Origin of the sequence: Pseudomonas sp. 2848 (genome assembly GCF_003253945.1) — a bacterium.
Lineage (GTDB): Bacteria > Pseudomonadota > Gammaproteobacteria > Pseudomonadales > Pseudomonadaceae > Aquipseudomonas.
This window is the reverse complement of the sequence record NZ_QKZD01000009.1, coordinates 79308-92848: the sequence shown is the minus strand read 5'-3', so window position 1 is coordinate 92848 and position 13541 is coordinate 79308. Positions and strand designations below refer to the sequence as shown.

Here is a 13541-nt window from a genome sequence, read left to right as displayed (position 1 = left end):
AACACATCACCCCAAGGAGTGACTATGTACGACTATGCAATTCGCTTCGAGCAAGACGAAAGCACCCTAGGCTGGGCGGTATTCTGCCGAGACCTACCTGAACTCAACAGCTACGGTAACGACCGAGAAAGCGCAATTCGCGAAGCGATCGATGGCATCGAAAGCGTGCTGTCGCTGTATGTCGATCAGCGCCGATCCATCCCTGAAGCTACGCCAGCAGAAGACGGTGAGCACTCTGTACACCTGCCGGCCGTCACCGTAACCAAGATCGCACTCTGGAACGAGATGATGCGCCGGGGGATGAAGAAAGCTGAGTTATGCAGGCAGCTTGGCGTTTCCCAGACCACCGGGGACCGCCTGGTTGACTTCACTCACACATCGAAAATGGAACAATTGGAGAAGGCCTTGGACGCATTGAATTCCCCTGTCCGCATTGCAACTGCTGATCCTGAATGGATCAATCTGCCTTACGGAGGTAGCCAAGCAGGCTTCTACGCTGGCCGTCTGATTGATGAACTGCAGCAGCGCCCTGACCGGAAGATGCTTGTTGGGGCAGTTGCTGGTGTACTGAGCCAGGTCAAGGAAGAATCTCTCGATCACTTCCTGCGGACCCGCTACGCGAAGAACCCCGACACCATGCAGGCAGTCCGTGAGGTCATCGACGAACTGGTCGCTACTGGGAAAATTGAGCACGTTCAGAAACAACAAGGAGTTTCGGCCGGTTTCATTCGCCTCGTTTGACCTACAAAAGCCCCGGCTTAAGCGCCGGGGCTTTTGAGGCCCTCCTAAGTACAAGAAAGGCCCGCTACTCCGTTGAACCCAGAATCAGGGCACTATTGCACCTGCACGCTCATTCAACGCCGATCATCAGACAGCGGGGTTTGCTCATCCGCTTCCGGTGGCTCCCTTTCTTGATCTTCCCAATCATCTGGACGATCCGCGTCCGGCTTTCTCAGGGGATCGTATTTTTTGGGTCATCGGGATCCAGGATTGGATCATCAATCATAGGATCGGGTGTTGTCGGGTCTGAGCCTTGCGGCTAATTTTGGAAGCTCGAATCGTTAGACATATGCACCGCACTAGTGAGGTCCAGTTGTTCTGGGCCGTACTGGTTGGAGACTGCCTGGCTAAACGAGGTGCAATCGAGCAGATGAGCGGGCAACAAAAAACCCGGCGCAGTGGCTAATGCCAGTCAGTTAAGCAATAGGGGCCGCTCTGCGGCCCATCGCCGGCAAGCCGGCTCCCACAGGGATCGCGCAATTAGTGAGGCCTGCGCTGTACCTGTGGGAGCCGGCTTGCCGGCGATGGGCTGCGTAGCAGCCCCAATGACGCTAACTGACAGGCATTAGGCGCAGTGGCCGGGCTATTTTGAGTCACTCCTCAACACGCGCAGGAATGACAGGATGGCCCAGCGTGATCTACGCAGCGTTCTTCGAATTCATGTTCTTCTCGGGCCTGCGACTGTCAGAGGGTTTGGCACTGCGTTGGGATGTGGTCGACATGACCAAGAAGACGGTGCATGTCCGACGAACCATTGCATTGGGAGTGGTTGAGGAGCGAACCAAGACCAACAAGGATCGGTTCGTCCTGCTCAACGAAAGGGCCTTGCACGCGCTCTGGTACGCAAAGCAGTACGCGGAGCGCCGCAGGAAGGGAAAGGGCCGGTTCACGGAGTCACCGTATGTGTTTCCGCCCGGCAAGAATGGGGAATACGTCAAGCAGACGTCTGATCTGTACCACCAGTGGCGACCGATCCTCCGGCGACTCGGGATTCGATACCGGCCGCCATACAACTGCCGTCACACCTATGCGACAATATGCTTAATGTCTGGTCTCAACCCCGCATTTATCGCCCAACAGCTCGGGCACAGCGTGCAGATGCTCTTATCGACGTATGCACGCTGGATCAACTCGTCCAGCGACTGGCAGGAGCTCGAAAAGCTCCAAATTGGTCCGAAATTGGTCCGTAGCTGCGAAGACTCCACGTAAGTTATTGATAGGTAAGGCACTTGATCTCCACCGCTAATATCACCATGCAGTTCGGCTCCAAGCCCCTGTTCGAAAACGTCTCGGTCAAATTCAACAACGGCAACCGCTACGGCCTGATCGGCGCCAACGGTTGCGGCAAGTCGACCTTCATGAAGATCCTCGGTGGCGACCTGGAGCCGTCCGGCGGCCAGGTGATGCTCGAGCCCAACACTCGCCTGGGCAAGCTGCGCCAGGACCAGTTCGCCTACGAAGAGTTCGCCGTGATCGACACCGTGATCATGGGCCACGAGCAGCTGTGGAAGGTCAAGGCCGAGCGCGATCGCATCTACTCGCTGCCGGAAATGACCGAGGAAGACGGCATGGCCGTCGCCGAGCTGGAAACCGAGTTCGCCGAGATGGACGGCTACACCGCCGAATCCCGCGCCGGCGAGCTGCTGCTGGGCCTGGGCATTCCCCTGGAACAGCACTTCGGCCCGATGAGCGAAGTGGCGCCCGGCTGGAAACTGCGTGTGCTGCTGGCCCAGGCGCTGTTCTCCGACCCGGACGTGCTGCTGCTCGACGAGCCGACCAACCACCTGGACATCAACACCATCCGCTGGCTGGAAACGATCCTCACGGCGCGCAACAGCACCATGATCATCATTTCCCACGACCGTCACTTCCTCAACAGCGTCTGCACCCACATGGCCGACCTGGACTACGGTGAGCTGCGCCTGTTCCCGGGCAACTACGACGAGTACATGACCGCGGCCACTCAATCGCGCGAGCAACTGCTGTCGGACAACGCCAAGAAGAAAGCCCAGATCGCCGAGCTGCAGACCTTCGTCAGCCGCTTCTCGGCCAACGCCTCCAAGGCCAAGCAGGCCACCTCGCGCGCCAAGCAGATCGACAAGATCCAGCTGGCCGAGGTCAAGCCATCGAGCCGTGTCAGCCCGTTCATCCGCTTCGAGCAGACGAAAAAGCTGCACCGCCAGGCGGTGATCGTCGAGAAAATGGCCAAGGCCTTCGACGACAAGGTGCTGTTCAAGGACTTCAGCTTCACCATCGAAGCCGGCGAGCGCGTAGCGATCATTGGCCCCAACGGTATCGGCAAGACCACCCTGCTGCGCACCCTGGTCGGCGAAATGAAGCCGGACGCGGGCGCGGTGAAGTGGACCGACAGCGCCGAAGTGGGCTACTACGCCCAGGACCACGCCCACGATTTCGAGGACGACGTGACGCTGTTCGACTGGATGGGCCAGTGGACCAGCGGCGAGCAGGTGATCCGCGGCACCCTGGGGCGCATGCTGTTCTCCAACGACGAGATCCTCAAGTCGGTGAAGGTGATTTCTGGTGGTGAACAGGGCCGCATGCTGTTCGGCAAGCTGATCCTGCAAAAGCCCAACGTGCTGGTGATGGACGAACCGACCAACCACCTGGACATGGAATCGATCGAGGCGCTGAACCTGGCGCTGGAAAACTACCCGGGCACCCTGCTGTTCGTCAGCCACGACCGTGAGTTCGTGTCGTCGCTGGCCACCCGCATCATCGAGCTGACGCCCGAGGGCGTGGTCGACTTCAGCGGCACCTATGACGACTACCTGCGCAGCCAGGGTGTGGTGGTCTGATCCAACGCTGAGTCATCTTCATCGCGGGGCAAGCCCGCTCCTGCAATGCCTTCGCAGCATTCGCAGGAGCAGGCTTGCCCCGCGCTGCGTTTAATTAGTTAGCCTGCTTCCTTTTCCCTCGCGCCGCAGCCATGATGGGGCACAGCCCCACCGCCCGCCCGCGAACGAGCCCATGACAGCCCCTCACGCTTCCAGTGTCACCCTGCAGATCCTCTCGATCGTCTTCTACACCTTCATCGCCTTCCTCTGCATCGGCCTGCCGATCGCCGTGCTGCCTGGCCATGTGCACGATCAGCTGGGCTTCGGCGCGGTGATCGCTGGCCTGACCATCGGCCTGCAGTACCTGGCCACCCTGCTCAGCCGGCCTTTTGCCGGGCGAGTGGCGGACACTCTGGGCGGTAAGCGCGCTATCCGCTATGGCCTGTACGGTATCGCCGGCTGCGGCGTGCTGACCCTGCTGTCGGCCTGGGCCCTTACTCTGCCCTGGCTGAGTCTGGCGCTACTGTTGGGCGGCCGACTGCTGCTGGGGATCGCCCAGGGGCTGATCGGCGTCGCGACCTTGAGCTGGGGGATCGGCCAGGTGGGGCCGGAACATACCGCCCGGGTCATTTCCTGGAACGGCATCGCCTCCTATGGCGCCATCGCCATCGGCGCGCCCGCTGGCGTGCTGCTGGTGGATGGCCTGAGCTTCGCCGTGCTCGGGCCAGCGCTGCTGGGATTGGCGCTGCTGGCCCTGCTGGTGCTGCGCACGCGACCTGACGTGGTGGTGGTACGGGGTGAGCGGTTGCCGTTCTGGTCGGCGTTCGGGCGGGTGGCGCCCTGCGGCCTGGGGCTGACCCTGGCGTCGATCGGCTACGGCACCCTGACCACCTTCGTCACCTTGTACTACCTGGAGCGTGGCTGGGTCGGCGCAGCCTGGTGCCTGAGCGCCTTCGGCCTGTGCTTCATCCTGTCGCGGCTGCTGTTCGTCAACGCGGTCAACCGCTTCGGCGGCTACAACGTGGCCATTGTCTGCATGGCCACCGAGGTCCTGGGCTTGACTATGCTATGGCTTGCACCCTCGCCGCTGTGGGCGATGCTCGGTGCCGGGCTGACCGGCTTCGGCCTGTCGCTGGTATACCCGGCCCTGGGGGTCGAGGCGATCCGCCAGGTGCCCAGTAGCAGCCGTGGCGCCGGGCTGGGCGCCTACGCGGTGTTCTTCGACCTTGCACTGGCCATCGCCGGCCCGGTGATGGGCGCGGTGGCAGTACACCTGGGGTATGCCTCGATCTTCGCCGTCGCCGCGCTGCTCGCCCTGTCAGGGGTGGGCCTGACCCTGTTGCTGGCCCGCCGCGGCTGAACGTTCGGCGGGCTCTGGTGCACCCAGTGCCTGGCTGAAGAAGGCCGTGGTCTCGCTGCGCAGCGAACGGTGGATATGCCGGCGGTCGACGCCGTCTGCGTCCTTGCACAGCACGGGCATGCGCAGGTGTTGCTCGTCGTCGCAGGGGGCCATGAACACGAAGTGCCCGGCACCGGCCAGCAGGCGGTAGTCAGGTGTTACCGGCAGCTTGCGCGCCAGGGCATCAGCGTTGTGCTCCAGGGCCAGTAATTGGTCGTTGTCGCCGCTGTAGATCAGCGCCGGCACCTGCACGCCGGCCAGGGCGTGGCGACCGAACATCAGGCTCAGCGGTGCCATCAGCATCACCGCGCCCACCCTGGCATCGGCGCGGGGCGCCAGTTCACTGTGGTCGGCGATCAGCACGCCATGGGTCTTGCAGGCGTCGGCGTCACCGGGGCGTTGCTCGCAGTAGCGGCGCAGGCGATCGAGGTCGGGCCGCGCGCCAGAAAGGATCAGCGCGGTTTCGCCGCCAGCGGAATAGCCAATCACCCCGACCTTGCCATCATTCAGGTACGGCGCGAGCAGCCTGTCGTTTCGCGCCGCAGTGATCGCGGCGCTGATCTGCAGCGGCCGGCCATAAAGGTTGCTGAGGGTGCCCAGGCGGCTATGGTCGCGGTTGTTGTCCCCGGGATGGACCACCGCCACCACCACGAAGCCCTGCCGGGCCAGGCCGTTGGCCAGGTCATGCAGGGCCATCGGGCTGCCAGTGTTTCCATGGGAGATCACCAGCAGCGGGAACTGGCCCATGGCTACCGGCGCCTCTTCGGCGACACGGGTCTGGTAGCCCTCGATGCGTACCGGCCGCGCCTCGCCGCTGGAGGGGTAGAACGCCAGGGCCTGCATGGGCTTGGCGTCCACCGGGTCGACCAGGGTCAGCCGGTGCAATCCGGCCATCCACGGTGCTGCATCGGCGCGGGCCAACAGGCCGCCCAGCAGTAATAGCGCCATCAGAAGGCGGGTTCGCTTCATCGCAGGGCGCTCCCAGGTTCAAGGCACTGCGCAGTACACGGGTATGGATGCCAGCATAGAACCCGGTGCGCTGGCGGCACATGAAAACTGGATGAAAAAAGCCGGCTGGCGCACGAGGCGACAGCCGGCTTTCAGTCGATGGCAGATCAGGCGGCAGCGAACAGCTCACCTGCTATCTGCGCCTGGGCGGCATCGATGGCCTTGGCGCGGTGCTCCGGGCCATAGGCCAGGCCGTGGGCGCGGACGATTTCCAGGTCGGTGATGCCGATGAAGCCGAGGAACACCTTGAGGAAGTCCTCATGGCCGACACCGGTCGGCTGGCCTTGGTGCAGGCCACCGGCGGTGGACACCAGGATCACTTTCTTGTCACCGCACAGGCCTTCAGGGCCGGCTTCGGTGTAGCGGAAGGTCTGGCCAGCTACTGCCACGCGGTCGATCCAGGCCTTGAGCTGGGTCGGCACGGTGAAGTTGTACATCGGCGCACCGATTACCACCGCGTCGGCGGCGAGGAATTCTGCCAGGGTCTCGGCACTGAGGCTGGCTTCATGAGCCTGGGCGGCATCGCGCATTTCCTCGGGGGTACCGGCAGCCACCAGGGTGGCGGCGGAGAAGTGACTGATGGCGTCACTGGCCAGGTCGCGGTAAACCACTTCGATGCTCGGGTCGGCGGCCTTCCAGGCCTCGACCACTTCGCGGCTCAGCTGACGGGAGGCGGAATTGTCGCCCAGGATGCTCGAATCGATATGCAACAGTTTCATGGGTCTCTCCTGTGAATGAAGACCGCGGCGGTGGGCGATCACGATGGAGAGAATCCTATCGGCACATCGAATAGCTGATAAGTCGGCAAAAACGCGTTAGTTTGTTCCACTGATGGAACAATGAGACTGTCAAATGCAAGACCTCAACGATCTCTTCTACTTCGCCCGGGTGGTCGAAGCCGGTGGCTTCGCTGCCGCCGGGCGCCAGCTGGGCATACCCAAGTCGCGCCTGTCGCGGCGCATCGCCGAGCTGGAGGAGCGCCTGGGCACGCGCCTTTTGCAGCGCACCACCCGGCAACTCAAGCTCACCGCCGTGGGCGAGCGCTACCTGAGCCATTGCCAGGCGATGCTGCTCGAGGCGGAGATGGCCGACGAAGTGGTGGCCAGCATGTCCAGCGAGCCCCGCGGCCGGCTGCGCGTATCGTGCCCCGTCGCCCTGGCCCATGCATTCCTGCCGGATATCATCAGCCGCTTCCTCGCCCAGTACCCCTTGGTGCAACTGGACATGGTGCTGCTCAACCGCCGGGTAGACCTGATCTCCGAAGGCATCGACGTGGCCCTGCGTGTGCGTGACCTGGGTGATGAGGACCCGGCCCTGGTCACCCGACGCCTGCGCCAGGCGCAGATGCAACTGGTGGCCGCGCCAGGTTTTGCCGACCATATCCGCGACCCCGCACAACTGGCGACCCTGCCGGTGCTGGGCGCGGCCGAGGCCGACCGGCTGGTGCATTTTCGCCTCCATGGCCCCAACGGCCAGCAGGAGGAAATCGCCCTGGAGCCGCGCCTGGCCATCGATGACTTCGTCGTGCGCAATGCCGCGGTACGCGCCGGCCTGGGCTTTACCGCCCTGCCGTCGATGTTCTGCGAAGAGGAGCTGGCCCGTGGCGAACTGGTGCGCCTGCTGCCAGACTGGTCGCTGCCTGGCGGCTACCTGCAGGCGGTCTACCCGCACCGGCGCGGCCTGCTGCCGGCGGTACGCGCATGGATCGATCACTTGGCGACCTCGTTCGAGGCCTGTGGAGAGCGTTATGTCTGAGAAAAGGATGACCGAGGAGCAAGTGGCCGCGCTGTGCCTGGCCCTGCCGGGCGCGCAGGAAGACTACAAGTGGGGAGGTATCCGCGTGTTCTCGGTGGCGGGCAACAAGATGTTCGCCGTGCAGGACCTGGGCGGCGCGGGCCTGTCGTTCAAGGTGGCCGATGAGTTGTTCCTGGGCTATTGCGACCGCCCTGGGGTGCGCCCGGCCCCCTATCTGGCACGGGCGAAGTGGATCAGCATGCTGCCACCCTACCCCATGGGCCGCGACGAGCTGAGCGACCTGCTGCGCCGCTCGCACCAGCTGGTGGTGCGACGCTTGCCAAGGCGCCAGCAAGTTGGGTTGCTGCTGGGGACGGGCGACGCCTAGTGTGGTGTTTTGCAAATACGACCAATAAATCGCGAGTGTTTTTTGCGCTCAGGCAAGGCGTCGCGACGAGTCGTAGCCCAGCTACGGCGAGGAGCGACAACGCCGCATGAGCGCAAAAAACGCCGCGAGTTATGGTCGTTATTTGTGAAACACCACACTAAGGGTCAACCCGGCAATGGCGGCCCCTTGAGCTCGACCCGGTTGCCGTCCGGGTCGAAGCAATACAGCGACAGCCCCTCTCCCTCGGCCCCATAACGTTTTTCGGCAGCCTCTACCCTTACCCCGGCCTCGCCCAGCAGTACGCGCAGCGTCTGCTCGTCGAACGGCTCGATGCGCAGGCACACATGATCGACATTATGCCCACACTGGCCGGGCGCCTCGCCGCCCTGGCGCCCCAGCGGGCCGTCGACTGCCACCAGGTCGATCAGACCGTCACCGGCGCCGAGGTGGATCATCCCCAGCGTGTCCCGGCGCTTGCGCACCGGGCAGCCGAGCAGCTCGTGATAGAAAGCCAGGCTGCGAGTCAGGTCGCTGACGCGCAGGACGACATGGTCGATGCGTAGTATGGCGAAAGCTGGCATGGCGAAGCTCCACGATCAGGCTTTGCCTAGACCATAGCAGCCGACCTGTGAAGACACCCTAGGTCGTTGGCGTCAATGACCGACGGCCGGTACACAGCAGCCGCTGTGGGGCAAACGGCCGTTGACGTGTCAGCCATTGCCCTGGTGGCGGCGACAATCATGTACCGCCCCAGGCGCCACCCCCTGCCCTTGAATGGCCGCTCCCCCCCCTTTGGAATGCGACCATGCACCACAGCGAACCGCCCTACCACCAGCAACAGATCCTGCGCAGCCTGCCAGGCTGGACCAGGCATCTGCATCCCCACCACGCCAGTCGACTGCTGCGGCGTGCCCACCGCGAGCATATCCAGCAGGACGGGCAGCCAGCCTCCTGGTTCGCCCAGGCCTCAAGCGCCCGCCAGGCCGAGTTGCGCCAGGCCTTCAAGCAGCGCGCGACGAGCCACCAGGCACTGGCCAAGGCACTACAAGATTTGCGTGGTATCACCGAGTTCTGCGAGCCACTGCTGCAGGCACGGCTGGGCATTCAGTTGGCGCTGACACAGGCCCAGTTCAGGCATCAGCCGTACACTTCGAGCCTGGGCGGCGAATTCCCCGACCCGGACGCGTCCCATCATGCCCCCCGCACTCCGGCCTCGATCGAGGAACCTGCCGGCACAGCCAGTCTCTCCAGCCTGCTCGAGGCGGCCCTGCACAATTTTGAAGGCATGACCGAGGTCGGCCCTTTCAGCACCCTGCAAGTCAGTGTCGACGACAGCAGCGCACTACCCGGCCTGAGTACCACTGCGTTTGTCACCCACTGCCGTGCACTCGACCTGGGTCGGCGCTATCAGGAGCACCTGCAGGATATCTACGGCGGCCAGCGTGAAGCGCTGTTGCGCGGCCTGTGGAGCCAGGCCCGACGCGATGAACTCACGGTGCAGGCATTGATCGCGCGAATGCGCGGACACCTGACAGACGACGGCCTCCAGGCCCTGCAACAGCTCTGTAGCACGGGCTCGACGCCCTGCTACCGAGGAGCACCGGCCAAGGTAGCGGTCTTGCGCATGCTGGATATCCAGTTGCACGATCTGTTGCTGCTGACATCCACCAGGCAGTCCACGCCATCGTGCATCGCCTACCTGCCTTTCGACGACGCGCAACCGGTGCAGGAGTTCAACAACCGCCTGGCTTTCGGCAGGTACCTGCGCCGTCGCTTGCTGGAGCCCGCCTACCGCGAACGCTTGCTGGAGCATGTCGCCCTTAAGGACCGCCCTGGAATGGCGAGCAAGCTCAAGGCCAGACTGTTCGAAGTCACCACGGGCGGCGTGCGCCCACTGGAAACACCGTCCCCCGCGTTCGCCGAAACCGAACCTGGCACACACCCCTGGCAAGGGTTGCCGACCACCACCTCGCGACCGGAACAGGATTCGCCCCGCCCCACGCGCTTCCCGGCATTGGCGATCCATGAGGTGGCTGTCGACTTTCCGATGTGGCCCAAGCTGTTCAATGACCATGTCCAGCGCCTGCAGGAGGACGCGCGCTGCATTGCGGTGCCAACGGCGGACATCGATGCCAAGGCCAGGCGTGAGCGCCTGGCGTTGTGGGGCGAGCGTGGCCTGACCCTGCTCGGGGTGGCGGCCATGTTCGTCCCCGGCCTGGACGTCGCCATGCTGGCCGTGGGCGCGGGCCAGGTCATGGCCAGCATTTTCCACGGCTTCGAAGCCTGGTCCGAAGGTGACAACGCCGAAGCGGTGAACCAGGTCGAGTCACTGCTGCTCAACCTGGGCAGCATGGCCACCATTGCCGGTGCCGCCAAGCTGGCCAAGGCCTCCGGCTTCGTTGACGGGATGCAAAGCTTCTGGCTGGATGGCGAAGAGCGGCTATGGCACCCCCAGCTTGACCAATACCGCAGCCCGGTCGAGTTGCCGGCGGACCTGCAGCCGGACGAGCAAGGTATCTTTCGCCATGACAACCGGCATTTCGTCGACCTGGACAATACGCTCCACGAGATCCGTCAAGACACCGAGGGACACTGGCGGGTTGTTCACCCGGCCGACCCACGGGCGCATCAGCCACGGCTGCACGGCAATGGCAGCGGGGCCTGGCGCATGGCGCACGAGCGGCCACAGGCCTGGGGGCGGGTCAAGCTGATGCGCCGGCTAGGCCCGCTTGCCAACGGCTTGACCGATGAGGAGCTGATTGCAGTACTCGACAGTACCGACCTGGAACGCGGTGTGCTCGAGCAGGTCCACGTCGATGGCAGGCGCCCTCCCGCACTGCTTGAGGACGCCATTCGGCGCATCAAGGCCGACCGCATCCATCTCGATCCAGCCACGCCAGCTTCCGCTCCGGCGCTGATGATCGGGCGCGCGTTCCCCGGCCTGCCCAGTCAAGCACTCGAAGAGCTGGTGGGCGCGGCCAACAGCGCTGAACGGCAAGCCCTGAACAGCGGACGGGTTCCTCTGCGACTGGCCGAAGAGGCGCGACTGATGCAAGCCCGGTTCCGACTGGACCGGGCGATTCTGGGCTTGTACCGCCCCAGCCTGGCCAATGACGACAGCCGGCTCATCAGCGATAGCCTGTTGGCCGCACACCCACAATGGACGCCCGAACAGCGCTATCACGCCGCACTGGCCAACCGCACGGCGACCGCACGCCTGCTCGGCCAGCGACCCGTACGGCCGGGCTGGCGCTCACCCTTGCGCCTGAGCGAAGGGCGATACGGATATCCCCTTAGCCCCGGTATATTCGCCTCACGGGCAGAGCGCGAGCTGCATGCCCTGTATCCGGGGATGAACGGTCGCGAGGTCCGCCAGTTGCTGGTCACTCTGCGTGTCCGGGGAAATGTGACCGAACAGATACAGGCACTGCGCACCCAACTGTCCTCGCTGCGCGACCAGCTTCACGCCTGGGCTACCAGAGGCGCCCACGACTGGGGTGAGGAAGTCGGTGCTTATTACACCAGGACCGCCGACCAACTCGTCCGGGCGTGGCAACGCCTGGACGGCGACATGCTGAGCCTTTCGAATGTCGCCCTCGACGCCCTGCCGACACTCACGGCACGCTTCGACCACATCACCACGCTGTCGCTGGAGAATCTCAATGTGATCGAGATGCCCGCCGACTTCCTGCAGGCCTTCCCGGCGCTCAGGCGCCTCGATGTACGAACCAGCCCCCAATTAAGCGTCAGCTCGGTCCTGCAAGCACTGCGCAACGCCCCACGGTTACAGGAGCTTCGCCTGAGCGGCACGCACCTGGGCGAGCTGCCCGCCGTGGCCCATGAAGTGCTCCCCACGCTGCGAGACCTGCGTAGCCTGGAAATGCCACATCATCGGATGACGCTCACCTTGCATGACCTGCGAATGCTCACCGGCCTGCCGTTGGAAACCCTGGACCTGCGCGCCAATCGCATTGCGCTGGACGCCGACACGGCGAATACGTTCAGTTCGATGCGAACACTGCGCAACCTGCTCCTGAGCAACAATCCCCTCGCCGTCAGCCCCAACCTGGCTGACCTGGACAACCTCGCCACCTTGCGCCTGGACAACAGCCAACTGCGCCAGTGGCCCACTGGTTTGAGCGGCCTGATGCAACGCAATCCCTGCATGTTGCGGGTGGTGGACCTGAGCATGAACAACATCGACCAGGTACCGGGGTTGCCCGCGCTCTTGTCATCCCCCTACCTGGGCGAACTGTTGGCCAGGCGTGCGCAGTACCGCTGGCGGTTCAACTACAACCCGTTGGACGAGGCCACCCGCGAAAGCCTGCAGATTGTCGGCGCGTCGGTCGAACAACGTGTCGAGGGCATCGACGCCAGCGCGCCACCAGCGCGAATCGACTGGTTGCAAAACGCCAGCCGGCAACAGCGGGCAACCTGGGAAGCGCTGTTCGACGCAGACGGCAATGCCAGCCTGCGCCAGGTCGTCGAACAGGCGGGTATGTCGGCCAGTGCCCGTCGCCAGCCCCGAGCATTTGCTCGTCAAGTATGGACGCTGCTCGAGCGTGCGAGCACCAGCACCCGCCTGCGCGCGCGTCTGGACGAAGTGGCCGGCGAGTTCCCGGTGAGCTGTGGCGATGCTGGCGCCGATGGTTTCGGCACCTTGCAGATCGAAGTGATGGCCTACGATGAGGCCGCAGGCGCAGAGGTAGCCACGCCGCCGCTGTTCCAGTTCTTTCGGCGCCTGTTCCGCCGGGACCAGGTGAATACGCTGGCCCAGGACCTGTTCAACGCCCGCGTGGCCCGGCGCGATGCCCTGCGCGCACTGGATGCCTGGGCCGCCCGGCCGCTGGCCGAGCGCGGCGCCAGGCCCGTGCTGCCTGCCCTGCATCGCTTCGACACATTGTCGGACGACGTGCTGCACAATGGCCTCGGTGAAGGCCTGGACCTGATCGAGATCCGCCTCGCCCTGCGCAGCGGCCTGGCCAGCCGCCTGGACTTCCCCGAACCCCAGCAGGCCATGCTGTACCGGCACACGGCTGAAATCTCGCCAAGGACCGAGGAAGCGGTGCTCGAAGAGGTCGATGCCCGGGACCAGGACGCCGAGGCGCGCCGCCAGTGGATCGCCCGGCAACCGGGCTGGCGACGCCTGCTGCGCCGGCAGAACAGTGCCCGCTTCGCGACGCTCAGAACACGCTGGGACACCGGCATGGACTACCTCGACGGCAGCGACCTCAACGGCCCGCTGGAACCGCCGGTGATCGAAGCGCTGACCCAGGCCCTGGGTCGCAGCCCGCTGGCCGAGGATGGCCAGCCCCTGCGCGAGCCCATTTCCAGCGACCGCTACGTCGCGGGCATGAACCGCATGGCGCTGGGCCTGGAACAGGACGAAGACGCCCTCTATCTGCGCCTGACCCGCCGCCGCGACCCCAACAACTGA

General features: G+C 64.3%; 9 protein-coding genes and 1 pseudogene. 7 read left to right on the top strand and 3 right to left on the bottom strand.

The features are described 5' to 3' along the window. Positions 1–24 precede the first annotated feature (24 nt). The 4 genes and pseudogenes from DFS21_RS27335 to DFS21_RS18475 all read left to right on the top strand — a co-directional run bounded on the left by DFS21_RS27335 (position 25) and on the right by DFS21_RS18475 (position 4935). A complete protein-coding gene (locus DFS21_RS27335; RefSeq protein WP_111532792.1) occupies positions 25–741 on the top strand; it encodes a type II toxin-antitoxin system HicB family antitoxin in 717 nt (238 codons plus the stop codon). A gap of 663 nt (positions 742–1404) precedes the next feature. Next, positions 1405–1989 (top strand): annotated as a pseudogene (locus tag DFS21_RS18485) (site-specific integrase); the annotation flags it as partial. A gap of 20 nt (positions 1990–2009) precedes the next feature. After that, on the top strand, positions 2010–3596 hold the full coding sequence (locus DFS21_RS18480) for an ABC-F family ATPase (RefSeq protein ID WP_046855494.1): 1587 nt from the start codon (positions 2010–2012) through the stop codon (positions 3594–3596). A gap of 172 nt (positions 3597–3768) precedes the next feature. Next, positions 3769–4935: an MFS transporter gene (locus DFS21_RS18475; protein ID WP_111532791.1), complete on the top strand. Its 1167-nt coding sequence runs from the start codon at positions 3769–3771 to the stop codon at positions 4933–4935. Here the strand turns inward: DFS21_RS18475 and DFS21_RS18470 are convergent. Beyond that, positions 4894–5943 (bottom strand): dienelactone hydrolase, encoded by a 1050-nt coding sequence (locus DFS21_RS18470; protein WP_111532790.1) that lies wholly within the window; start codon positions 5941–5943, stop codon positions 4894–4896. The genes DFS21_RS18475 and DFS21_RS18470 overlap by 42 nt on opposite strands. A gap of 146 nt (positions 5944–6089) precedes the next feature. Next, positions 6090–6701 carry an FMN-dependent NADH-azoreductase gene (locus DFS21_RS18465; RefSeq protein ID WP_110701291.1) on the bottom strand — a complete coding sequence of 204 codons (612 nt, stop codon included), beginning with the start codon at positions 6699–6701 and terminating at the stop codon, positions 6090–6092. A 133-nt stretch (positions 6702–6834) separates the two neighbouring features. Here DFS21_RS18465 and DFS21_RS18460 point away from each other — a divergent pair, with 133 nt between their 5' ends. Continuing rightward, positions 6835–7737 carry a LysR substrate-binding domain-containing protein gene (locus DFS21_RS18460; RefSeq protein ID WP_110701293.1) on the top strand — a complete coding sequence of 301 codons (903 nt, stop codon included), beginning with the start codon at positions 6835–6837 and terminating at the stop codon, positions 7735–7737. Continuing rightward, on the top strand, positions 7730–8104 hold the full coding sequence (locus DFS21_RS18455; RefSeq protein ID WP_110701295.1) for an MmcQ/YjbR family DNA-binding protein: 375 nt from the start codon (positions 7730–7732) through the stop codon (positions 8102–8104). Before DFS21_RS18460 ends, DFS21_RS18455 begins: the two co-directional genes overlap by 8 nt. A 164-nt stretch (positions 8105–8268) precedes the next feature. Here DFS21_RS18455 and DFS21_RS18450 read toward each other — a convergent pair whose 3' ends face one another. Then, positions 8269–8685 carry a VOC family protein gene (locus tag DFS21_RS18450; protein WP_110701297.1) on the bottom strand — a complete coding sequence of 139 codons (417 nt, stop codon included), beginning with the start codon at positions 8683–8685 and terminating at the stop codon, positions 8269–8271. Positions 8686–8909: 224 nt separating this feature from the next. Between DFS21_RS18450 and DFS21_RS18445 the strand changes: the two genes are divergently transcribed. Beyond that, positions 8910–13541, top strand: coding sequence for a dermonecrotic toxin domain-containing protein (locus DFS21_RS18445; RefSeq protein WP_111532789.1), 4632 nt, complete (start codon positions 8910–8912; stop codon positions 13539–13541).